The organism is Vibrio sp. Vb339 (genome assembly GCF_902751245.1).
GTDB classification, from domain to species: domain Bacteria; phylum Pseudomonadota; class Gammaproteobacteria; order Enterobacterales; family Vibrionaceae; genus Vibrio; species Vibrio coralliirubri.
Genome location: NZ_CADDIS010000001.1, coordinates 1,790,950 through 1,813,297, shown reverse-complemented (window position 1 = coordinate 1,813,297; position 22,348 = coordinate 1,790,950). Strand labels below are relative to the sequence as shown.

Here is a 22,348-nt window from a genome sequence, read left to right as displayed (position 1 = left end):
GAAAGTATCATTATTCTTAAATGAGAAAAGACAGTAACTCGTCGACTTTAAGTGACAGTAAAGTTCTATCTTGCTTGGTTTCCACGTTGAGGCGTATTAATGGCTCGGTATTGGACTTTCTTAAGTTGAAGCGCCATGTGCCCATATTGATGCTGATCCCGTCTGTGTGATCGATCTCAACGGCATTATCTCGGTAGTGCGATAACACGCAAGCCATGACCTGCTCTGGGTCTGAAACTCTGCGATTGATCTCTCCTGACGAGGGGAATCTATGCATACTGGCACTCGTCAACTGGTGAAGCGATTGTTGAGTTTTCGACATCAGCTCGATAACCAATAGCCAAGGGATCATACCTGAATCGCAATATCCAAAATCACGAAAATAATGGTGCGCACTCATTTCGCCACCATAGACGGCATTTGTTTCACGCATCTTCTCTTTAATAAGTGCGTGCCCCGCTTTAATTCCAATCGCTTTTCCACCATGCGCTTTTGCGACTTCAATTGTGTTCCAGGTCATGCGCATATCGTGCAATACAGTCGCGTTAGGCTGTTTGACCAAGAATGCTTCAGCAAGTAACCCGACAATGTAATAACCCTCGATGTAATTGCCTTTCTCATCAAAGAAAAAGCATCGGTCGAAGTCTCCATCCCAAGCAATTCCAAGGTTGGCAGAATGCTCTAAAACGGCATCTCGAGTGGCTGTTTGGTTCTCTCTAATCAAAGGGTTTGGAATACCATTTGGGAAGTTTCCATCAGGGTTATGATGAACTTTGATGAAAGTGATAGGGACACAGAGTTCGTTAAATTTATTATCTAAAGCATCAATGACATGCCCTGCAACACCGTTCCCAGCATTAACCACAATCTTCATCGGTGACAGCTTTGATGGGGTTATGTACGAGAGTAGGTGGTCTACATAAGTGGCGAGAATACTGGTCGATCTACGAGAATTACTTGGTTGTGCATGAACGAACGGTAAATTGCAGTTCAGCTCTTGATTAAGTTCTTCAATGCGTCGTTTGATTTCATCTAAACCACTGTTTTTACTGATAGGGCTAGCGTCTACACCGACCAATTTCATGCCGTTGTAATTGATTGGGTTGTGGCTAGCTGTAATTTGTATTCCGCCAATCGCTTTTAGGTGACGAGTCGCAAAGTAGACCTCTTCAGTGCCAGTCATACCTAGATCAATTACGGTAATCCCTGACTCGATCAAGCCTTTGGTCATGGCTTCTTGTAATGACAGGGACGTTTCGCGGTTATCACGACCAATCACTACCTGCGCCAAGCCATCGAATGGGGTTTCAGGCGTAGCGGATAGAACGTATTCGCCAAATGCCTTACCGAGCAGGTAGGCGAGTGGCTCATTGATTTGTTTACCAATGACGCCGCGGATATCGTTGTTCTTAAAGCAGCTCAGGTCTAATGTTGGTTTCATCGATTTGTCGCTGTTTTATTTCGTTTGGTTGTGCTTTGATGAGTGGACTTGTTGCTTGCGCACGTCTCGCCCATAGCTGTCTTGATATCGAATGATGTCGTCTTCACTTAAATAACTGCCTGTTTGCACTTCAATCATCTCGAGTGGGAGAACCCCTGGGTTCTCTAGGCAGTGAATATGGCCTAAAGGGATGTAAGTGGATTGATCTTCTTTAACCAGATAGGTTTTTTCATCGTTGGTCACTTTCGCAGTACCCGCCACGACTACCCAATGTTCCGCTCTATGGTGGTGCATTTGTAACGACAACTTGTGACCGGGTTTTACGGTGATACGTTTAACTTTGTCGCGTTTGCCTAGATCGATTACATCGTATTTACCCCAAGGTCTAAACACTTCGCGGTGATGAACATGTTCTGTGCGATCTGCTTGATTCAGCTGGCTGACAATTGATTTCACGCCTTGAACTTTGTCTTTATTCGCGACCAATATAGCGTCTTTGGTTTCGACAATAATCAGGTTATCGACGCCTACCGTAGCAACCAGCTTATTTTCAGCATGGATGTAGTTGTGTTGAGAGTCGACGGTCAACACATCACCTTCAATGACGTTATTGTGCTCATCTTTTTCGCTTACATCCCAGATCGCGGACCATGAGCCAATGTCGTTCCAACCGACATCCATCGGGATCACTGCGGCGTGTGAGGTCTTCTCCATCACGGCATAATCGATAGAATCACTCGGACTGCTTTTGAATGCTTCAGCGTCTATACGGATAAAGTCGAGGTCGGTATTTTGCTTTGCAAGAGCGAGTTTACAAGCCGCTAATATCTCAGGGTGGTGTTCGGCGAGTTCTTCAACATAGCGTGATGCCTTAAACATGAACATGCCACTGTTCCATAAGTATTGTTCTGAGCGGATGTACTCTTCTGCTGTTGCTGTGTCTGGCTTTTCTACAAAGCATTCTATGGCGTAGGCGTGATTGATTGGCTGCTTTGTCCCATTAGTATCAGTTTTAACACTGGAGGAAAGAGGCTTTCCCTGCTTGATATAGCCATAACCAGTCTCTGGGGCGTCAGGTGTTATGCCGAATGTTACCAGTTTGCCTTGTTTTGCATAATCAACACCACGACTAATCGCTTGTTGGAATTCAGAGGTTTTCGCGATGTGATGATCAGCAGCCAGCACTAACAAGATAGGGTCGGGTGCGCTTTGTTCATCAAGCGTAGGTTTACTTAAAGCCTTTAGGGCGGCAAGCGCAATAGCTGGGGCTGTGTTTCTACCGACTGGCTCTAACAGTATTCCACTGTGTTGGATATTGGATGCCCGAGCTTGTTCAGCGGCAATAAAGCGATGTTCTTCATTACAGATAATGAATGGGGCATCGCATTTACTATCCATCAAGTGCTCTTCAAGACCTTGCAGGCGTTGAAGCGTTTGCTGAAGCATTGACTGCTCACCGGCAATATTGAGAAATTGCTTAGGGTAAAGCTCGCGAGACAGTGGCCAGAGACGACTTCCGGAGCCGCCGGCTAGAATGACAGGTAAAATCATAGCGTGGTAATTAGGTGCATTTGAATACTTGCGCCATGTTACCACGCTTCACTCTGTTTATTTATCGATAACCAGTTTACTTATTATTAACCAGCTTACTTCTCGACAATCAATAGGGGCTTGGCTATTGATGACCTTCCGGGGCGGAAGTGATCATACTTTGAGCCTCACCAAAAGCGTGAGTTTCACCAAAGCCCTGAGGATCGATTTTGAGTGTTTGTGTTGGGAAGGCGATATCTGCATTGTGCTTATGAATAATCGCTAACACTTGCAACAGGACATCTTGTTTAACTTCGTGGTATCTCACCCAGTTGACCGTTTTTGTAAAGGTGTAGATAAAGAAGTTGAGCGTTGATGGCCCAAACTTATCAAAGTTAACGATCAGCGTCTGTTTGGCATCAATGTCAGGGTGCGTTTCAAGCATGGCTTTTACGTCATTCACAATCAGAGCTAGTTTGTTTGCATCTTGGTAACGAAGCCCAAAAGTCTCATTGATTCTGCGGTTCAACATTCTTGATGGGTTCTCAACCACAATGTTACTGAACACAGAATTCGGCACGTACAAAGGACGCTTATCAAAGGTGCGAATGATGGTCATGCGCCAACCAATGCGTTCGACGGTGCCTTCGATTTGACGATCGGGAGAGCGTATCCAGTCGCCGACTTTAAAAGGGCGATCGAAGTAAATCATCATGCCACCGAAGAAGTTCGACAGTAAGTCTTTAGCCGCTAAACCGACGATCAAGCCACCAACACCACCAAAGGTAAGTAAACCGGAAAGGCTGAGTCCAAATGCCTGCATGATAGTTAGGCCGCCCATCACCATAAAGAACAAGCGAGCGACTTTCGCTATAGCTTGTACTGTGGTTTCGTCTCTGGTTTTTTGCTCTAAGACATAGGCTTCAGTGTTTGTGATCATTCGCAAGGTAAACCAAACGAAGGTACAGATAATCAATATGTGTTTAAGCGTTTTTAACCAGTTGATTTCATTGCCAAACTGGTCTTGAAGGATTAGCCCGACGGATACTGTAGCAGGCCAACACCAAAGTAACGTGCTGACAGGGGTTTTTAGTGCTTCTAGCAGTAGATCGTCCCAGTGAAATGGGGTTTTTTGAACCAGAATTTCTAAGCGATTATGGATAATTCGCCAAGCTACCCAAGCGAGAAAACTCGCAACAGTGATGAATAGGACGCTGTTTGCCCAATCACTATGGCTCTGGTTGATGTAGGTTTGTACTTGGGTTATGAATTCATTCATTGTGTGTGCTGCCGCAGAAATTATGAATTGGAAATTAGCAGAAACTCGAGTTGTTCTCTACCTTTATAAATCAAGCGATTATGACAATAGTATAACCTTATTCTTGCAGAACTAACTTTTTTTGAGATAGAAACTAATGTAGGTTTGGCTATCCCGTGTAATTAAAATTTCTAAACAGGATTTCAAATGAGCGACAAACAATATGCAGTTATCGGTTTAGGGCGATTTGGTTTATCTGTTTGCAAAGAGCTGCAAAGTTCAGGCGCACAGGTACTCGCCGTCGATATTGATGAAGAGCGAGTGAAAGAAGCGGCGGCTTTTGTTTCACAAGCGATTGTTGCGAACTGTACAAGCGAGGAGACCGTCAAAGAGTTAAGACTCGACGATTACGACATGGTGATGGTGTCGATTGGCTCTGATGTTAACTCCAGTATTCTCACTACGCTAGTGGTCAAAGAATCAGGCGCAAAAGCTGTTTGGGTAAAGGCGAACGATAAGTTTCACGGCAAGATTCTCTCTAAAATTGGTGCCGACCATATCATCATGCCTGAACGAGATATGGGCATTCGTGTTGCGCGTAAAATGTTGGATAGACGCGTTCTTGAGTTTATCGATCTTGGCAGCGGTTTAGCGATGACGGAGATTGTTATTGGTTCTAATTTGTTGGGTAAGAAACTTGGCGACCTTAAGCTGTGTAAAGAAAATGGTGTTGAGGTACTTGGCTTCAAACGAGGACCGAACCTAACTAAAGCACCAGAACTGGATGTGAGTTTAGAAATTGGGGATGTGGTGATCATCGCTGGGCCGAAAGAGACCTTATCTAGAAAGCTACGCAATTGGTAATTGGCAATAAGGTAACAGTATGAATTCGTTAAAACGAAAAGGTACTTTCTACACGCTTAAGAGTGATAAAAAGCCACGTAAAGGCTCTGAACCTAAGATTATCCTTACGAGCTTCTTAGGTGTACTTATCCCCTCTGCAATATTGTTGACGATGCCTGTATTCTCGGTGACAGGACTTAGCTTTACAGATGCGTTGTTTACCGCGACTTCCGCGATCAGTGTGACAGGTTTGGGTGTAGTCGATACCGGTGAGCACTTCACTTTGGCTGGAAAAATCTTGCTGATGTTCTTGATGCAAGTGGGCGGGTTAGGGCAGATGACCCTATCTGCGGTACTGCTCTACATGTTTGGTGTTCGCTTAAGCCTGAAGCAACAAGCATTAGCCAAGGAAGCATTGGGTCAAGATCGTAAGATCAATCTTCGAAAACTGGTCAAGAAGATCATTATCTTTGCGCTAGTGGCTGAATTTATTGGTTTTGTATTACTCTGTTTCCGATGGGTTCCTGAGATGGGATGGTCAACCGGAAGTTTTTACGCACTTTTTCATGCGATATCAGCCTTCAATAACGCAGGCTTTGCTCTGTTTTCAGACAGTATGATGAGCTTTGTTGACGACCCATTAGTGATCTTTACGCTCGCGGCTCTGTTCATTTTTGGTGGTTTAGGCTTCACAGTCGTCGGTGACCTATCAAGCAATTGGCGTAAAGGTTTCAGACATCTACATTTACACACCAAGATAATGCTGACCGCAACACCAACTCTATTATTAGTGGGTACGGTATTGTTCTGGCTGTTGGAGCGAAACAACTCCGCGACCATGGAAGGGCTATCGACACAAGGTCAGTGGCTAGCGGCATTTTTCCAATCGGCAAGTGCTCGTACTGCTGGCTTTAACAGTGTGGATTTATCTCAATACACACAGCCTGCTTTATTGGTGATGATCGTGTTGATGTTGATTGGTGCTGGCTCTACCTCAACAGGTGGCGGTATTAAGGTTTCGACCTTTGCCGTCGCATTTGTTGCGACCTGGACCTTCCTGCGTCAAAAAAAACATGTAGTGATGTTTAAGCGCACTGTGACTTGGCAAGCGGTAACAAAGTCATTGGCCATTATTGTGGTAAGTGGGGCGTTATTAACCACCGCGATGTTTTTGTTAATGCTTACTGAAAAGGCAGCGTTTGATCGAGTCATGTTTGAGGTGATTTCAGCATTTGCAACGGTTGGTTTAACAGCTGGCTTAACCGCAAACCTGACTGAGCCAGGTAAATACATCATGATTGTCGTTATGGTGATTGGACGTATCGGCCCCCTGACCTTGGCTTATATGTTAGCTCGCCCAGAACCTTCTTTGTTGAAATACCCTGAAGATACTGTGCTAACGGGTTAATAAGGTTAAGCCTTCTTGTTAGTGCGTTAGAAAAACAAAGCCAGCGATATGCTGGCTTTGTTGTAATTGCTGAATGCTTAGCCCTCAAACATCTCAACGTATTCCTCATAGCCTTCTTCTGCTAATTTATCCGCTGGGATAAAGCGCATTGCGGCTGAGTTCATGCAGTAACGTAACCCTGTTGGTTTTGGACCATCTTTAAATACATGTCCCAGGTGAGAATCGCCAAACTTACTGCGAACCTCTGTTCTTGGGTAAAGCAGTTTGTAGTCAGTAGTTGTGACTACATAAGCCTCGCTGATTGGCTGTGTAAAGCTCGGCCAACCTGTACCTGATTTGTATTTGTCTTTTGAAGAGAATAAAGGCTCACCCGTTACGATATCAACGTAAATGCCTTCCTGCTTGTTGTCCCAGTACTTATTGTCAAACGGGCGCTCTGTTGCGTCGTCTTGTGTGACATCGTATTGCAGTGAAGTTAGAGAAGCTTTGATCTCTGCATCAGATGGCTTGCTGTATGTCTTAGCATTGGCTGTCGCATTCTTACCATCGATGATCTGACGGATCGTTTGCGGGTTTTCTTTTCTATCATCGCCGAAGACTTTATCTAGGTACTGATCACGACCAGAAGCGTAGCGGTAGTAGTTATAACGAACTTTGCTCTTCTTGTAATAATCTTGGTGGTAATCTTCTGCTGGCCAGAATTTTTCAAACTTAATCAGTTCTGTTTTTAGTGGTTCACCAAAGATCTGAGCTTTGTCGATCTCCATAATGAAGTTTTGAGCGACGTCTTTCTGTTCTTGGTTATGATAGAAAATAGCAGGTCGATATTGTGGACCTCTATCTACGAAAGAGCCTTTGTCGTCGGTTGGGTCGATGTGTTGGAAGAATTGGTCAAGCACCTGTTCATAGCTGACCACATCAGGGTTATAGGTCACATTGATCACTTCGATGTGGCCAGATTTACCCGATGAAACTTGTTTATAGGTTGGGTTTTCTAATTCACCACCAGAATACCCAGAGATAACGTCTGTCACGCCTGTCAGTTTTTCTAGATCGGATTCTGTACACCAAAAACAACCACCAGCCAGTGTCGCGATTTCAGTTTTACCTGAATTAGCCGTTTTATCCATTGTATTGGCAGTGCCAGTCTGGCTTACAAACAGCGAAATCAGTGGTAGCGCAACCACGAGTGATACCAATATTTTAGATAATTTATTCATAGATACCTCATCTTGACGTTTTTCTCATTCGATTTTGAATGTACGAATAGAGACAGGTTTTAGATGGAAAAAATTACACTATTCATGAAAAAAATATCTCAAATAGAAAATCTTGCTCATAAATGCCGCCAGTAGTAGGGTGTCGGTACTAACAATAGATAATAGACAGTGATGGCGGTTATCGGTCATCTAAGGGACAGTATGCAAGCAGAAGTTAAATGGGTCGAAGGCTTTAAATTCTTAGGTCAATCTCAATCAGGTCACTCTGTCGTGATGGATGGAAGTGGTGGTGCAACTGCGCCAAGCCCGATGGAAATGGTGTTGATGGCTGCTGGTGGTTGTAGCTCTGTTGATGTGGTTGATGGTTTGAAATCTGCAGGCCAGAACATCACAGGCTGTAATGCAAAACTTGAAACAACACGTCGTGAAACCGCGCCAAAAATCTTTACCGTGATTAATATTCATTTTGAAGTATCGGGTGACAACCTTGATCCTGAGCTTGTTGCTAAAGTCTGTGCGGATTCATTAGAGAAATACTGTTCAGTATGTCTGATGCTAGGTGCTGGCGTAGAGATGACCCACAGCTGGGAAATCGTTTAGCCTTCTGATTGTTACTTTGGCGATAGGCTAATGTTTTACGGCTTACGACGTATGGGTAGAGCCAGATAAAGAAAAGGGCGGAGCACATTACAGTGTTCCGCCCTTAATTATTCTCGCTAGAGTAGAGTGCTATTATTCAGCCGTTTCTACGATAACTTCTTCCATTTGCGCTTCTTCTTGGTATTCGAAGCTTGGGATTGTTGCGTCGACACGACGGTTTTGCGCGCGACCTTCAGCTGTAGCGTTTGATGCTACTGGGTTTTCTTCACCTTCACCTGAAGCTGTAATACGGTCTGCTTCAATACCTTGCTCTTCGATGTATGCAGCTACAGCGGCAGCACGTTTCTTAGAGATCATCATGTTGTACTCAGCTGCACCTGTTGAATCGGTGTGACCAACTACATTGACTGACGATTGAGGGTAAGTTTGCAGCACTTCTACTAGTGGCATTAGAGCAGTTTCACCCTCAGTAGACAGTTCAGTGCTGTTTGTCTCAAACATGCCTTGAGAGAAGCTTTCAGTTTGCGCTTTAATTACAACAGTCTCTTCTTCAACTACAACGGCTTCAGGTTCTGCAATTGGTTCAGCAGGAGCCTGTGTTACCGCTGCCGCAGTAGCTACTGTTGCGGCTGAAGCTGTCGTGTTACCTGTACCGAAATTGTAGCTAAGACCAACAGTGACAAGGTTAGAATTTAGGTCTTGGATGATCTTATCGTCAAAATCATCGAAGTATTGGTATTCAACTCTAAGCGCCCAATCGTCTGAAAGCTGTTTCTCGGCACCGATACCTAAGGCCAAAACAACATCGTCTTCGTCATCGTGCATGATGTAAGCAGGACCTGCTTTGAAGAAGATATCAAATTGTTGTTTAATCGCTAGTCGATACATTGGACTCAAAGAAATGGCTACGATAGAATCGCTGTATCTTTGAGTCGCTCCGTTGTTGTTAAAGCTGGTGTCATAATCACCTAAGTAATCTGCATTCAATTCTAGAGCAATGTTATCGGTAAAGTTGTAACCACCGTAAATACCGCCAGCAACTGAATCATCTTCACAATCAACGTTGTCGACACAAGCGCTATCTAGCCAACCCATGCCAACTTTTGCGCCTACGTATGTCGTTGCGGCAATTGATGGAACAGCAGCGAAACCTGAAGCAGCTATTACTGCACACATGATTTTTGACAGTCTTTTCATAATCTTATCCTTGGATTAACTCTTATTGTTATCTGAATGAGCCTTTAAAGCGACGACTTACTGATTGGGACACTGCAGCAGTAAGTCGTTCAAGGCGTAGATTCAGGTCGAACCTATCTTGGAACTGTTGTTACATTGTTGGTGTAGTTGCTTATTGGGGTCAATGAAGTTGTTATAATTTATATATTTAAGGTGCTATTTACAGAGGTTTTTGTCAATTAATTATTGTTTCAAATATTGGAAACGAAGAAACCTCGTATCATTTTTAGGTGATACGAGGTTTCTTTTTATGTGTGCGGATTATTGGGCTATAGGCCCTGATTTGCGGAAGTTACAGGAGTTATGGGCGCTCACCGGCTAACAAACGTTTTTCAATGTCTGCAATGACACCAGGTAGGTCTGCAATGGTATCGATTAGGTAATGTGGGTTTGATTTGTTTAGCTTAACGCTTGCTTTTTCACGTGCAGCCGCAAGTGTTGTCTCGTCTGCATCTAAATATTCTTGATACGTTAAGCCTGCTTCGTTCCCTGATAATACAAGTCCAACTGTCCACATGCCTGCGTTGTGACCTTCATCGATCCCCGGTGCTGCGTCGTCTACTTTTACACACGCAGCAACGCTAGTTACACCTAGGTCGATTACGTTTTTCAGTGCCATAAATGGAGCAGGGCGACCACCTTGAGGTAAGTCATCGGTCGCTACCACGTTATCTGGTCGGTAACCGTAATCTGCAGCAGCAGGAATTAAAACATCCATCACTTCACGTGGGTAACCTGAACAAGAGCCGATCTTCACGTTCTTCTCTTTTAGGTTATTGACCACTTCTATCGCATTCAAAATAGGTGCTGCGTGATCGGCTACTTTCGCTTTTTGAAGAGGCATGAATGCCGCGTAGATCGCGTCAACGTCTTCACTTGTCATCGAGCGTCCGAACTGAGCCTTCCAACGAGCGTCAACAGCTGGAATTCGACCCACTGCTTGGATGTGGTCCCATTTGCCGATCCCCATAGGTTCACGCGCTTCTGCTAAGTCGATATCAAAGTCGAAACCTTGTCTGAATGCTTCAACGAAAATACTGGTTGGAGCAAATGATCCAAAATCAACGATAGTGCCAGCCCAGTCAAAGATAACCGCTTGGATAGGTGATGTTGTGTTCATAGTCGTGTCCTATTTCTGTTCTCTCCCAGCTCAAGTTGTTCTGGGAGATGAATGATTGTTTTAAGTTATTGGTTAGATGATGGTTTAAAGGTACTCAAAGTCTTTGCAGACTTTTGCTATCGCTTTTTCAAATACAGACAGAGCGACTTCTAGTTCGCTTCGACTGATGATCAATGGTGGGCTCAACTGAATCACATTACCTTGTGACACCTTGAAACTCAGGCCATCGTTTAGACATTGGTAAAGTACTGCTTCCGCTTCATCGAAAGCTCGGGTTTTGGTGATATGATCGGTGACCAATTCCACCCCCCAGAGCAGGCCGATGCCGCGAACGTCACCAATGACTGGGTACTTCTCTTTCATTTGAAGCAGTTGTTCACGCACGAATGCGCTGTCCGCTTGTACTTTTTCAAGTAGGTTTTCTTGCTCAATCACTTCCATGGTGGCGAGTGCTGCCGCGCAACCAATTGGGCTTTTTTCATGGGTGTAGTGCCCAAGAGAAACTTGCGCTGCCGTGTTGTATTTGTCTTTAGTGATCATGGCTGCGATTGGTACTAAGCCGCCGCCAAAACCTTTACCGATACAAAGAATATCAGGTTCTATATCAAAAGCTTGGTGAGTGAACCATTCGCCACTGCGACCCATACCGTTTGGAATGTCGTCGATGATCAACATGACGTTATGCTTATCGCAGATCTCACGGATGCGCTTCCAGTAAGCTTTGCTTGGTACTTGAACGTCTGTGTTACGCACTGCTTCCGCAATGAAGGCACCAATGCCACCTTCTTTTTCAATCACATATTCTAGGTAATCGGCGTAGTGCACATCACATGCAGCATCACTTTCACCGCCTGCGCTTTGCCCGCGAAGCGGGAAAGCACCACGATAGGAAACCGCTGGTGGAATACGTTCTACGCCAGCCATTAACGGCCCCATCCCTTCGCGGAAACACGCTTCGCCACCCACTGAAATCGCATCAAGTGACGCGCCATGGAATGAATCCCACAATGACACTACTTTGAAATTGTTGGTGACATGTCTAGCAAGTTTTAGCGCCATGCCGATCACTGATGTGCCGCCGGGAGCAAACAACACGCGATTCAAATCACCACCGCAGATCTGTGTGAGTTTCTCAGCACACTGAACCGCAGTTTCATTGGTGAAGCGACGTGGTGAAAATGGCAACGACGCCATTTGCTGAGTCACTTTATTAATGATATGTGGGTGGCCATAACCAAGCTGATGAACATTGTTACCGTGAAAGTCCATGTACTTTTTGCCCGTCGTATCTTGAATGTAGATGCCTTCGGCTGCTTCAAGTGTGTCTAAGCAAGGCGTTGACATGGCTTGATGAAGAAACACGTCAGCATCACGCTTTAACATCGCTTGAGTCGCATCATCGTTTAGCGATTCGTTCCATTTTTCGCGTGCTGGCGTGGTGTTCACATCGCCTTCGCTTCGAAAGTGTGTGGCCTTTAGAATCGGCTCTTGATTGGTCGTCGTCATTATTTGATGTCCCAGTACATAGCGTTTTTCACGGCGCCAATGAGAGCTTCAATGTCTGACGGATACACTTCACCAATGTTACCGATTCGGAAGCAGTCTGCGTTTGAAACTTTGCCCGGGTAAATAACAAAACCTTGTTCTTTCAAGCGGTCATAGAATTCCTTGAATTGGTAATCGCTATGAGTTGGAGAATAGAAAGAAGTAATGATAGGTGAATGAAGATCATCATTAAGCAGTGGCTCAAAGCCAAGACAGCGCATACCTGCAACCAAGGTAGTTTGGTTGGTTTGGTAGCGATTATGACGAGCTTCGATGCCACCTTCTTGCTCCAATTCAAGTAGAGCTTGGTAGAAAGCACGTACTGTATGAGTCGGTGAGGTGAAGCGCCATTTACCATGGTTGCTTTCCATGCAGTGCCATTGGTCAAACAGGTCAAGGCTTAATGAACGAGCTTGGCCTTTGCATTTTTCTAGTTCCGATTGCTTCGCAATAACAAAGCCGAATCCAGGTACACCTTGAATACACTTGTTTGCCGAGCTGATCATGTAATCGATACCTAAGTCAGCTATATCCATAGGGATGCCACCAAAACTCGACATCGCATCTAGAATGACGGTTTTGTTGTGCTGTTTTGCCAATTTGGCGATGTCTTCGATTGGATTCAACATACCCGTAGTGGTCTCACAGTGCACAATCGCAACGTGAGTAATGTCTGAATCCATAGCCAATGCCGTCTCCATTTCGTTCAAGTCAGGCTGTGATGTTTCACCTGGGGAAACGACATGGCATGGAATGTTTAAGTATTCTGAGATTTGAGCAATACGAGCACCATACGCACCGTTGTCAACAACAAGAAGTTTGCCGCTTTTTGAGATAACGCTACCGATTGTTGCTTCAACTGAAGCGGTGCCGCTACCTTGCATTAGTACGCTCGTATAACCCGTTTGCTTAGTCGCCAAAGTCACTAGCTTGCTACGAATCACTTCAACAACGTCTTTGTTGTATTCATCATCCCAAGTACACCAATCTTTTAGCATCGCTTGGCGAACGGTTTCAGAAGTAGATAGAGGACCCGGTGTCAGTAGTAGGTATTCGTTTCTCATGTTCAACTCTCGTGATTTGTATTTTGGACTATACCAGTATTTGCGGTTACTTTAACAACCAATTTAAACGGTCGTAAATAGCCCAAACGTTATTTTCACAAAAGCTTCATATTCAAAATTGTCACTTGTGTTGAGAAATTTTCCGATCTTTAAATTGCCATTTTTTGTTCATTTAACCGTCATAAAAGTCGATTAGGTTAATACTCGTCATCTGGTACATACCAATGCAAAGGCGTGTACTAACAATCTAAATGAATTTATGGATATAGGCGCCTCTTGGTGAGGCTTCTAATTTAAGAAACGTTAAACCTTGGTTGCTTCCAAACCTAGGCAGCTTTAAACCTCGATAACTTTTAATTTTGGCAACTTCTCACTTTAGAGTTGGGCCTGACTGGAGAAAATGATGAAAAACCGTTTTATGAAAGGATCACTTGCAGCTTTAGTAACTCTACTAGCTGGTAACGCTTATGCAGCACAGGAAGTGACGGTTTACACTGCTTTTGAAACTGACATTTTAGCTAAATACAAAAATGCTTTCGAAAGTGAAAACCCAGACATCAACATCAAGTGGGTGCGTGATTCAACAGGGATCATGACGGCAAAATTATTGGCTGAGAAAAACAACCCTCGCGCAGAGGTAGTTTGGGGTCTTGCGGGTTCTTCAATGGCATTGCTTAAAGAAGAGGGCATCCTGAAACCTTATACGCCTCAAGGTGTAGAAGCATTACGCGCTAACCTTAACGACCCACAGTCTACTCAAGCTTGGTATGGCAATGACGCATTCTTCAATGCTGTTTGCTTTAACGAAGTGGTGGCTAAGCAATTGAACCTACCGGCACCTAAGTCTTGGGATGACCTAACGAAGCCTATCTACAAGGGCCACATTGCTATGCCAAACCCAGCGTCTTCTGGTACAGGCTACATGCAGGTTTCGGCTTGGCTACAAAACATGGGTGAAGACCAAGGTTGGAACTACATGCAGAAGCTAGATCAAAACATTGCTCACTACACGCACTCAGGCTCTAAGCCATGTGTTCAAGCGGGCATGGGCGAAGTCGCTATCGGTATTTCTATGGCGAGCCGTGGTGCTAAGCTGAAAACTCAAGGCGCTCCACTTTCAGTGATTACGCCTGAAGGCATCGGCTGGGAATCTGAAGCGGTAGGCCTTGTTAAGCCTTCTGATGCAGCACAACGTGTTATCGATTGGTCTATTTCTAAAGCGGCGAATGAGCTTTACATCGAAATGTACCCAGTTGTTGGTCACAAAGATGTGACAGGCAAAGCAGAGAACTTCCCTAATGTAGAAAAGAACATGGCAAAAATGGACTTCGCTCGCATGGGCAGCGAACGTGCCGACGTTCTTAAAACATGGTCTGAGAAGTTTGACGCTAAATCAGAGCCAAAATCTTAATCTGACGACCTATTCAGCTACTAAACTATTCAGCTATTTAGTTCATTAGAAGTTAGAAATCAGTAAAGGAAGGCTTCGGTCTTCCTTTTTTAGTTTTACGCCTTTAGGTTTTAAGTAAGGTACAACAAATGACAAAGCACTACTCATATTGGTTCAAGCAAGCGTTGGAACAAGAGTTTGGCAACATCAATGCGGGGCTAGATTCGGCTAAGCCGCTCCAAAAAGACGTCAACTGTGATATCGCCATTGTTGGCGGTGGCTATACGGGTTTATGGACGGCGATTTTAATCAAACAACAGCAACCCGAAAAACATGTTGTCGTGATTGAAAAAGGCCTATGTGGTAGCGGTGCTTCTGGTGCGAACGGCGGTTGCATGCTGACGTGGTCAACTAAGTATCCGACGCTGAAAAAGCTTTACGGAAAAGAACAAGCGAAATGGTTGGTTAAGGAGTCGGAAAAGGTTATATACGAGATCGAAGCCTTCTGTAACGAACACAAGATTGACGCGCATCTATATCGTAGCGGAACTTACTACACGGCGACCAATGAAGCTCAAAAGGGTGGAATGGAGCCTGTTGTTAATGAGCTGGTTAAGCAAGGTATCAATAGCTGGAAGAAGTGCGACAATTCTTTGGCTGATAAAGCGGGATCTGATCGCCATATTGAGGGTTACTACTCAGAAGCTGCGGGTAGTGTGCAGCCAGCGTTATTGGCTAGAGGTTTGCGCCGAGTCGCGCTCGGACTGGGTGTCGAAATTCACGAAAACACAGAAATGACATCACTCGACTATGGCTCTCCCGCTCGAATTCAAACCCAAGGCGGGTCAGTATTTGCGGATAAAGTGATTTTGGCACTCAATGCGTGGATGCTCGATCACTTTAAAGAGTTCAAACGCAGCATTGTGGTTGTCTCTTCAGACATGGTGGTGACCAAGCCTATTCCTGAAAAGCTCAAGCAGTTTGGCCCAGAGAAAGGGGCGGCGGTGGTGGATTCGCGTATCTTTGTCCATTACTACCGAGATACCCAGGACGGACGACTCATGTTGGGTAAAGGCGGTAATAAGTTCTCGTTTGCCAATCAAGTTGAAAGCATGTTTAACCAAACGACTAACTACCTGCCGATTCTCAATCAATCGTTCCAAAAACTGTTCCCTAAATTGGAACAAAGTGAATTCGATTACAATTGGTCTGGCGGCTCAGATCGTTCGGTCACCGGATTGCCATTCTTCGGTAATCTAAAAGGCCAAAGCAACATCTATTATGGGCTTGGTTATTCAGGCAATGGCGTTGCTCAAACCCGTATGGGCGGGAAGATTTTGTCGGCAATGGTGCTCGATATCGACAACGCTTGGACACGAAGCGGTTTAACTAAAGGCCCATTAGGACACTTCCCGCCAGAGCCATTCCGTTGGGTAGGTGCGATGATGGTGCGTGATGCGGTACGAAGAAAAGAGAATGCGGAAGATTCGGGTAACACGCCATTGTGGCTAGATAAACAGTTATCCAAACTCGCAGGTGCGGCGGGCAAAGCCGACAAGGTTGAATCATAGATTAATCTAGCGTTTAAATCAGAAGTTTACATTTAGGCTCTTAGTGATTTATGGGCAAGTCACTGAGGGCTTACAACGTTGAACTAACTTTTAATGCTGAACAAATAGCAATCTTTAATGCTTATTATATCTGCAATATAACTGTCATTTAGCTACTATAAATTTGTCACTCAACTGCAATATTCTCAGTTTAAATTTGGTATATACCATATAGAGAGTGCTGTAGTATGAGCAACCAAACTTATTTGAATATTGAAAACGTTGTAAAGCAATTTGGCCAATTTACAGCGTTAAAAGACATCTCCCTATCGATAGATAAAGGCGAGTTCGTCTGCTTCCTTGGCCCATCTGGCTGTGGAAAAACTACCTTATTACGTGCGATTGCAGGCCTAGACTTACCAACGTCAGGTTCTATTGAGCAGAACGGTAAGGATACGACCTTCTTGCCACCAGAAAAGCGCGACTTTGGCATCGTGTTCCAGTCTTACGCTTTGTTTCCAAATCTCACTGTGGAAGAAAACATCGCAATTGGTCTGAAAAACCAAGGCATGTCGACCAAAGAAGCCCTTGAGACGGTTGAGTCTTGGTTAGAGACGATCGGCTTACCAACGTCTGGTCAGAAATTTCCAAATCAGCTATCTGGTGGACAGCAGCAGCGTGTTGCTCTTGCTCGCGCATTGGCTCTTTCTCCAGGCTTGTTGCTACTCGATGAACCGCTTTCAGCATTGGATGCGAAGGTAAGAACACACCTACGTGATGAGATCTGCCAACTGCAACGCAAATTGGGTATCACCACTATTATGGTGACGCACGACCAAGATGAAGCGTTAACGATGGCAGACCGTATTGTGGTGATGAATCACGGTGTTATCGAGCAGGTCGGTGCTCCACAAGAGATCTATCAAAAACCCGTCAGTCGTTTTGTGGCTGAGTTTGTTGGCAGCATGAACTTTATTCAAGCTTCTGTTGCAGCTCAAGGCAAGATGCGCATTGCTGAGTCAATGCTGCCGTTACCTGGCTTAGATAATCTCACGCCAAATCTGGGTGATGTTTTCGATATTGCCGTTCGTCCAGAGCAAATCCAGTTTGTTGATCGTTTTAGTGAATCCTTACCTGTGAGAATCGTATCAAGTGAATTCTTAGGGGCGTTTTATCGTGTTGAGTGTCAATTGCAACATGACTCTACGGCGAAAGAGATCATCGTTGATGTACCCGTCAAAGAGTTCAACCGATTAAAGCTGCGTCGCAGTGATATTCGTTACGTGGCGTTTGATCAAGAAGGCCTTAGAGCTTACCCATCGAAAAGCCTGCAAGTGATGAAAGACGAGGCGGCGTAATCAATCATGGAATCGACTCAAATGATGCAATCTAAGCTGCTAATTCAACGACGAGTACAACCTTTTCTGGCTCGGTTAAGCAAAGACAACGTAATTCTATTTGGGCTGCTGGCCTTTTTGTCTGTGGTCATGACGTTGTTTATCCTGATGCCACTGTGGGCAATGTTGAAAAAGAGTGTTCAGAACGCAGACGGCGAATTTGTAGGTTTAGAGAATTTCGCTACGTATTTTGCGTCTCAAAGCCTATGGCAGTCGGTAGGCAATACCTTCACGCTCGGGTTGTTAGTGACCGTTGTTGTGGGGGTATTAGCGTTTGGTTATGCCTATGCTCTGACTCGTTCATGCATGCCTTTTAAGGGGTTTTTTCAAGTGCTGGGTTCTGCGCCTATTCTTGCTCCGTCACTGCTTCCTGCAATCAGTCTTATCTTCTTATTTGGTAATCAAGGTATCGCTAAAGAAGTCTTGGGTGGCAACTCGGTTTATGGCTTGATTGGTATCTCACTGGGCTTGATATTCTGGACGTTTCCACACGCCTTGATGATTCTGACCACCTCATTAAGAACCTCTGATGCTCGTCTTTATGAGGCGGCACGTGCACTCAATACTTCATCGTTAAAAACCTTTTTCATGGTGACGTTACCTGCGGCAAAATACGGCTTGATCAGCACTCTGATCGTTGTGTTTACGCTGGTGGTTTGTGACTTTGGTGTGCCAAAGGTGATAGGTGGTAGCTACAACGTGTTATCGACTGACATCTTTAAGCAGGTGGTTGGTCAACAGAACTTTTCTATGGGTGCGGTAACCAGTATCTTGTTGCTATTGCCTGCGTTGCTTGCGTTTACCGTTGACCGTTGGGTTCAAAAGAAACAGAAGAGCTTGTTTGATACTCGTTCTGTCGCGTACCAACCTGAACCTAGCACGCTACGTGATGGCTTATGTTTCCTTTATTGCACCATTATCTCTGCTGCTGTGGTTATCGTGTTGGGCATGGCGATATATGGATCTATGGTCACCTTCTGGCCTTGGAACAAAGCGCTAACGCTAAACAACTACAACTTCGCAGAAATGAGTACTTATGGTTGGGCGCCATTCTTCAACTCTTTAACGCTTGGTGCTTGGACTGCGATAATTGGTACTGTTCTGATTTTCCTAGGTGCATACTGCATTGAGAAAGGTCGCGCCTTCGGTCCTGTTCGTCAAGCGATGCAAATGCTCAGTGTTGTTCCGATGGCCGTTCCGGGTATGGTGCTGGGCTTGGGGTATATCTTCTACTTCAATGATTTGAGTAATCCACTCAACTTCTTGTATGGAACCATGGCGTTCTTGGTGATTAATACCGTAGTTCACTACTACACAGTAGGGCACATGACGGCGTTAACGGCATTGAAACAGCTGCCTTCTGAAATTGAGGCAACAGCGGCTTCGGTAAACTTACCGCAATACAAGTTGTTCTTTAAGGTGACGGTACCCGTTTGTCTGCCAGCGATTTTAGATATTGCGACATACCTGTTTATTAATGCACTTACCACGACATCTGCGGTAGTATTCTTGTATTCTACCAATACGATTCCAGCGTCAGTATCAGTACTGAATATGGACGACGCAGGTCAAACCGGTGCAGCAGCAGCCATGGCAGTGATGATCATGATATCTGCGGCGAGTGCGAAGTTGATTCATATGCTAATCAACAAGTTATTCGAGAAGCGCACCCAAGCTTGGCGTAAACGCTAGCGAACCATTTATATTGCAGTTGGCCAAGGAGTGGCTGACGACAAGAACAAGAATGAAAGGAAATTAAGTGCAGTACGTAAAAATCAAAGATGTCATCGTAGAACAGATAGAGTCGGGGATGTTAACACCACGACAGAAGCTGCCTGCGGAACGTAAGCTGGCTGAATCGTTTGATACGACTCGAGTTACCTTACGTGAAGCCTTATCTTCACTTGAAGCGGAAGGGCGCATTTATCGAGAAGACCGACGTGGTTGGTTTATTTCTCCTGAGCCGCTTCGTTACGATCCAACACAAACGCTGAACTTCACTAATATGGCTCTGTCGCAGAACCGTAAGCCGAAAACAGAGTTAGTGGCGGCGAAAGGCATGTTAGCAACCAAGGAGGCGACTAGGCTTCTTGAGTTACAACCTTTCTCGGACGTTTATCGAGTAGACAGAGTTCGTTACCTTGAAGATAGGCCCGTTGTGTATGTGACCAACTACATTCGACCAGAGTTGTTCCCTAACTTGCTTGATTATGACTTGTCTAAATCGTTGACGGACATCTACCGCGAACACTTTGGTGTGGTGTATCAGAAGATCCGTTACCGAGTGAGCACAACGTCTTTACTTGGCGAGACAGCGCAAGCCCTGCGTGCGACTTCTGGCTCTCCTGCAATGGTCGTAGAGCGTGTGAACTACAACCAAAACGGCGACCTGATTGACTGTGATATTGAGTATTGGCGTCATGACGCGATCAGTATTGAGTCAATCGCGCAGCTAGAGCGCTAGTCATACGTTAGAACGCGTACATATCTGTAACTCTTTGGGCTTGCCCAATTGAATCGATCAAAGGTCTCTTACCAAGAGGCCTTTTTTATCACCCGTTTTCAGCGACGGCTTTTATAAGTCAGTTAATAAGTTAGGAATGAAATGGAATTTTCTGCCATCGTCATCGTGATAATTTCGGCTCTGCTTCATGCGGGTTGGAATGTTCTAGGTAAATCTAATCAAGGATCGGGGTCGTCTTTTTTCCTTGCTTCTGGCTTTGCCGCTGCCGCGATCTTGACTCCCTATTTGATTTGGTACGTCTACAGTGTCGGCTTTGCAAGCATCACGCTCCTATTCTGGCAGCTACTTCTTTTAAGTGGTATTTGCCAAATCATCTATTTAATTGGCTTAGGCATAGCCTACAAGCAGGCCGATATTGGGGTGATTTACCCAATGGCACGAGCACTGCCTGTGTTGATGGTTGGCATAGGTACGGTGTTGATTGGATATGAGTTGTCGCTTAATCAATGGCTTGGTTTTGCTCTGATCACATTAGGTTGTCTGTTTGTCCCGCTTAAGCAGTTTTCTGAATTAAGGCTCAAGGCCTACTTGAACCTTGGCGTACTGTGGGCGTTAATCGCTGCCATCGGTACCACGGGGTATTCGATTATTGATAAAGAGGCGCTTCTATTATTAGAGCCCTTAAGCACACCTAGCATTACCAATAAACACACGGCGATTTTCTACTTGGGTATTCAGTTTTGGGCAATTGTGCTTCCACTGAGCCTGTGGTTGCTCGTGTCGAATCAAAGAATAGAATTTCATAACGCTTGGTTACTACGTAAAAGAGCAACACTTGCTGGCATTATGATGGCTTCGACCTATGGCTTAGTGTTGTTTGCGATGACTATGACAGAGAACGTCAGCTTGGTTGTTGCACTCAGGCAAGTGAGTATCATTTTCGGCGTAGTGATGGGGATCTACTTTTTAAAGGAAAAGTGGCACGCGACTCGCGGTGTAGGCGTATCTCTAATTATTGCTGGCTTAGTTATCTCATTGACTTAAAAGATTTTAAATCTCTCTTACTGCTCATAATGTGACTTTTTAGTCACATTATCCTTATTGATAGCAAACGTTTTACTAATGTTAAAGATGTGATCCTTCTCATAGACAAGGTTGTAAAGTTACCGGTAACATCTCCCTCAACGTTACCGGTAACATATAATTACAAACCGGACTCTGTGAAACTCATAAGGATACCCAAATGAAAGCTCTGACTAAAACGCTGATTGCTGCTTCCCTCACTGGCCTATTTGCTACTTCAGCAATGGCTGCAGACTTTAAACTTAAGATTCAATCTTCAGATCCATCTGGCGATTTGAACTTCAAGGTTCAGCAAAAGTGGGCTGAGCGAGTAGAGACGATGTCTAACGGACGTATTGATATTGATCTATTGCCTGTTGGCGCTGTGGTTAAACACACAGAAACTCTTGGCGCGATCAAAATGGGCATCCTAGATGGTCACATCACAGCAACAGGTTACTTCTCTGGTAAGGATCCAGCATTCGGTCTTATCGGTAACATGGTGGGCGCGTGGTCTGATACAACACAACTGCTTCAGTACATGAACTACGGTGGCGGTAACGAGCTAATGACTGAACTGTACAAGCCTTACGGTGTTCAGTTCGTTGGTGCTTCTACAACGGGTGTTGAGTCTTTCATTTCTAAAAAGCCAATTGACGGTGTAGCAGATCTTAAAGGTCTTAAGCTTCGTGCGCCTGAAGGTCTAGTACAACAAGTGTTTGCAGCTGCGGGTGCGACTCCGGTAAACCTGCCAGGTTCTGAAGTATTTACCGGCTTAAGCAAGGGGGTAATTGATGCGGCGGACTACACGGTATTCTCTACCAACCAAAAAGCGGGCATGAACGATATTGCAACGCATCCAGTTCAACCGGGTTTCCACTCATTGCCGCTTATCGACATCTCTGTATCTCAGAAAAAATGGGACAAGATGCCAGCTGATCTACAAACGATTCTACAAACATCAGTGCGTGACTTCTCTTACGACATGACAACTCAACTGAAAATGGCTGACCAAGCTGCAGTTAAAGAAGCACAAGCGAACCCAGAAATTACTATCCACGACTGGTCTCAAGAAGAGCGTAAGAAATTCCGTGAAATCGCTAAAGGTCAGTGGAAAGTCTTCGCAGAGCGTTCTGATAACGCGCAGAAAGTTTATAACTCAGTGACTGTGTTCTTAGAAGAAAACGGCTTGCTGTAACTTAAACTTAGCTTACTGACGG

At 44.8% G+C, this 22,348-nt stretch carries 18 protein-coding genes; 10 read left to right on the top strand and 8 right to left on the bottom strand.

Annotated features, from left to right (window positions below; genetic code table 11):
• Positions 1-16: 16 nt before the first annotated feature.
• From HRQ85_RS07865 to HRQ85_RS07855, 3 genes are all read right to left on the bottom strand, one after another.
• Positions 17-1,441, bottom strand: coding sequence for a phosphomannomutase CpsG (locus tag HRQ85_RS07865; protein ID WP_172379237.1), 1,425 nt, complete (start codon positions 1,439-1,441; stop codon positions 17-19).
• 15 nt (positions 1,442-1,456) lie between these two features.
• Complete coding sequence (locus tag HRQ85_RS07860; RefSeq protein WP_172379356.1) at positions 1,457-2,992, bottom strand: mannose-1-phosphate guanylyltransferase/mannose-6-phosphate isomerase; 1,536 nt, start codon at positions 2,990-2,992, stop codon at positions 1,457-1,459.
• 124 nt (positions 2,993-3,116) lie between these two features.
• Positions 3,117-4,250 (bottom strand): mechanosensitive ion channel family protein, encoded by a 1,134-nt coding sequence (locus HRQ85_RS07855; RefSeq protein ID WP_172379236.1) that lies wholly within the window; start codon positions 4,248-4,250, stop codon positions 3,117-3,119.
• A 186-nt stretch (positions 4,251-4,436) separates the two neighbouring features.
• Between HRQ85_RS07855 and HRQ85_RS07850 the strand changes: the two genes are divergently transcribed.
• Both HRQ85_RS07850 and HRQ85_RS07845 read left to right on the top strand, forming a co-directional pair.
• Positions 4,437-5,093, top strand: a complete 657-nt coding sequence (locus HRQ85_RS07850; protein WP_017065605.1) for a potassium channel family protein — start codon at positions 4,437-4,439, stop codon at positions 5,091-5,093.
• Between the two features lie 19 nt (positions 5,094-5,112).
• Entirely contained in the window at positions 5,113-6,480 is a 1,368-nt protein-coding gene (locus HRQ85_RS07845) for a TrkH family potassium uptake protein (RefSeq protein ID WP_017061741.1), read from the top strand.
• Positions 6,481-6,557: 77 nt separating this feature from the next.
• On the opposite strand, the gene msrB is transcribed toward HRQ85_RS07845, so the two are convergent.
• Positions 6,558-7,700 carry a peptide-methionine (R)-S-oxide reductase MsrB gene (msrB, locus tag HRQ85_RS07840; RefSeq protein WP_172379235.1) on the bottom strand — a complete coding sequence of 381 codons (1,143 nt, stop codon included), beginning with the start codon at positions 7,698-7,700 and terminating at the stop codon, positions 6,558-6,560.
• 201 nt (positions 7,701-7,901) lie between these two features.
• Here msrB and HRQ85_RS07835 point away from each other — a divergent pair, with 201 nt between their 5' ends.
• Positions 7,902-8,300, top strand: a complete 399-nt coding sequence (locus HRQ85_RS07835; RefSeq protein ID WP_017068628.1) for an OsmC family protein — start codon at positions 7,902-7,904, stop codon at positions 8,298-8,300.
• A gap of 132 nt (positions 8,301-8,432) precedes the next feature.
• Here HRQ85_RS07835 and HRQ85_RS07830 read toward each other — a convergent pair whose 3' ends face one another.
• The 4 genes from HRQ85_RS07830 to phnW form a co-directional block, all read right to left on the bottom strand.
• Positions 8,433-9,497 (bottom strand): OmpA family protein, encoded by a 1,065-nt coding sequence (locus tag HRQ85_RS07830; RefSeq protein WP_172379234.1) that lies wholly within the window; start codon positions 9,495-9,497, stop codon positions 8,433-8,435.
• A gap of 340 nt (positions 9,498-9,837) precedes the next feature.
• Positions 9,838-10,656 (bottom strand): phosphonoacetaldehyde hydrolase, encoded by an 819-nt coding sequence (phnX, locus tag HRQ85_RS07825; protein ID WP_048608839.1) that lies wholly within the window; start codon positions 10,654-10,656, stop codon positions 9,838-9,840.
• Positions 10,657-10,740: 84 nt separating this feature from the next.
• Positions 10,741-12,162 (bottom strand): aspartate aminotransferase family protein, encoded by a 1,422-nt coding sequence (locus tag HRQ85_RS07820; protein WP_172379233.1) that lies wholly within the window; start codon positions 12,160-12,162, stop codon positions 10,741-10,743.
• Entirely contained in the window at positions 12,162-13,265 is a 1,104-nt protein-coding gene (gene phnW, locus HRQ85_RS07815) for a 2-aminoethylphosphonate--pyruvate transaminase (protein WP_172379232.1), read from the bottom strand. The genes HRQ85_RS07820 and phnW overlap by 1 nt, the downstream gene beginning before the upstream one ends.
• Positions 13,266-13,665: 400 nt before the next feature.
• On the opposite strand from phnW, the gene HRQ85_RS07810 reads away from it, so the two are divergent.
• From HRQ85_RS07810 to HRQ85_RS07780, 7 genes are all read left to right on the top strand, one after another.
• A complete protein-coding gene (locus tag HRQ85_RS07810) occupies positions 13,666-14,676 on the top strand; it encodes a putative 2-aminoethylphosphonate ABC transporter substrate-binding protein (RefSeq protein WP_017079669.1) in 1,011 nt (336 codons plus the stop codon).
• A 128-nt stretch (positions 14,677-14,804) separates the two neighbouring features.
• Complete coding sequence (locus HRQ85_RS07805) at positions 14,805-16,226, top strand: FAD-dependent oxidoreductase (protein ID WP_172379231.1); 1,422 nt, start codon at positions 14,805-14,807, stop codon at positions 16,224-16,226.
• 227 nt (positions 16,227-16,453) lie between these two features.
• Positions 16,454-17,563, top strand: coding sequence for a putative 2-aminoethylphosphonate ABC transporter ATP-binding protein (locus HRQ85_RS07800; protein WP_048616948.1), 1,110 nt, complete (start codon positions 16,454-16,456; stop codon positions 17,561-17,563).
• Positions 17,564-17,584: 21 nt separating this feature from the next.
• A complete protein-coding gene (locus HRQ85_RS07795) occupies positions 17,585-19,294 on the top strand; it encodes a putative 2-aminoethylphosphonate ABC transporter permease subunit (protein ID WP_444823269.1) in 1,710 nt (569 codons plus the stop codon).
• A 67-nt stretch (positions 19,295-19,361) separates the two neighbouring features.
• Positions 19,362-20,066 (top strand): phosphonate utilization transcriptional regulator PhnR, encoded by a 705-nt coding sequence (gene phnR / locus HRQ85_RS07790; protein ID WP_048609092.1) that lies wholly within the window; start codon positions 19,362-19,364, stop codon positions 20,064-20,066.
• Positions 20,067-20,207: 141 nt separating this feature from the next.
• The gene (locus HRQ85_RS07785; protein WP_172379229.1) at positions 20,208-21,110 is read left to right on the top strand and encodes a multidrug transporter; all 903 of its coding nucleotides are present in this window, start codon (positions 20,208-20,210) and stop codon (positions 21,108-21,110) included.
• A 199-nt stretch (positions 21,111-21,309) separates the two neighbouring features.
• Positions 21,310-22,326, top strand: coding sequence for a TRAP transporter substrate-binding protein (locus HRQ85_RS07780; protein WP_048608825.1), 1,017 nt, complete (start codon positions 21,310-21,312; stop codon positions 22,324-22,326).
• Positions 22,327-22,348 lie beyond the last annotated feature (22 nt).

What these genes read in the sequence shown, in the direction of transcription:
- HRQ85_RS07865 (WP_172379237.1), bottom strand. Translation starts at nt 1,441, where the DNA reads ATGAAACCAACATTAGACCTGAGCTGCTTTAAGAACAACGATATCCGC.
- phnX (WP_048608839.1), bottom strand. Translation starts at nt 10,656, where the DNA reads ATGAACACAACATCACCTATCCAAGCGGTTATCTTTGACTGGGCTGGC.
- HRQ85_RS07860 (WP_172379356.1), bottom strand. Translation starts at nt 2,992, where the DNA reads ATGATTTTACCTGTCATTCTAGCCGGCGGCTCCGGAAGTCGTCTCTGG.
- HRQ85_RS07805 (WP_172379231.1), top strand. Translation starts at nt 14,805, where the DNA reads ATGACAAAGCACTACTCATATTGGTTCAAGCAAGCGTTGGAACAAGAG.
- HRQ85_RS07780 (WP_048608825.1), top strand. Translation starts at nt 21,310, where the DNA reads ATGAAAGCTCTGACTAAAACGCTGATTGCTGCTTCCCTCACTGGCCTA.
- phnW (WP_172379232.1), bottom strand. Translation starts at nt 13,265, where the DNA reads ATGAGAAACGAATACCTACTACTGACACCGGGTCCTCTATCTACTTCT.
- HRQ85_RS07795 (WP_444823269.1), top strand. Translation starts at nt 17,585, where the DNA reads ATGATGCAATCTAAGCTGCTAATTCAACGACGAGTACAACCTTTTCTG.
- HRQ85_RS07850 (WP_017065605.1), top strand. Translation starts at nt 4,437, where the DNA reads ATGAGCGACAAACAATATGCAGTTATCGGTTTAGGGCGATTTGGTTTA.
- msrB (WP_172379235.1), bottom strand. Translation starts at nt 7,700, where the DNA reads ATGAATAAATTATCTAAAATATTGGTATCACTCGTGGTTGCGCTACCA.
- HRQ85_RS07810 (WP_017079669.1), top strand. Translation starts at nt 13,666, where the DNA reads ATGATGAAAAACCGTTTTATGAAAGGATCACTTGCAGCTTTAGTAACT.
- HRQ85_RS07820 (WP_172379233.1), bottom strand. Translation starts at nt 12,162, where the DNA reads ATGACGACGACCAATCAAGAGCCGATTCTAAAGGCCACACACTTTCGA.
- HRQ85_RS07845 (WP_017061741.1), top strand. Translation starts at nt 5,113, where the DNA reads ATGAATTCGTTAAAACGAAAAGGTACTTTCTACACGCTTAAGAGTGAT.
- HRQ85_RS07855 (WP_172379236.1), bottom strand. Translation starts at nt 4,250, where the DNA reads ATGAATGAATTCATAACCCAAGTACAAACCTACATCAACCAGAGCCAT.
- HRQ85_RS07785 (WP_172379229.1), top strand. Translation starts at nt 20,208, where the DNA reads ATGGAATTTTCTGCCATCGTCATCGTGATAATTTCGGCTCTGCTTCAT.
- HRQ85_RS07800 (WP_048616948.1), top strand. Translation starts at nt 16,454, where the DNA reads ATGAGCAACCAAACTTATTTGAATATTGAAAACGTTGTAAAGCAATTT.
- HRQ85_RS07835 (WP_017068628.1), top strand. Translation starts at nt 7,902, where the DNA reads ATGCAAGCAGAAGTTAAATGGGTCGAAGGCTTTAAATTCTTAGGTCAA.
- HRQ85_RS07830 (WP_172379234.1), bottom strand. Translation starts at nt 9,497, where the DNA reads ATGAAAAGACTGTCAAAAATCATGTGTGCAGTAATAGCTGCTTCAGGT.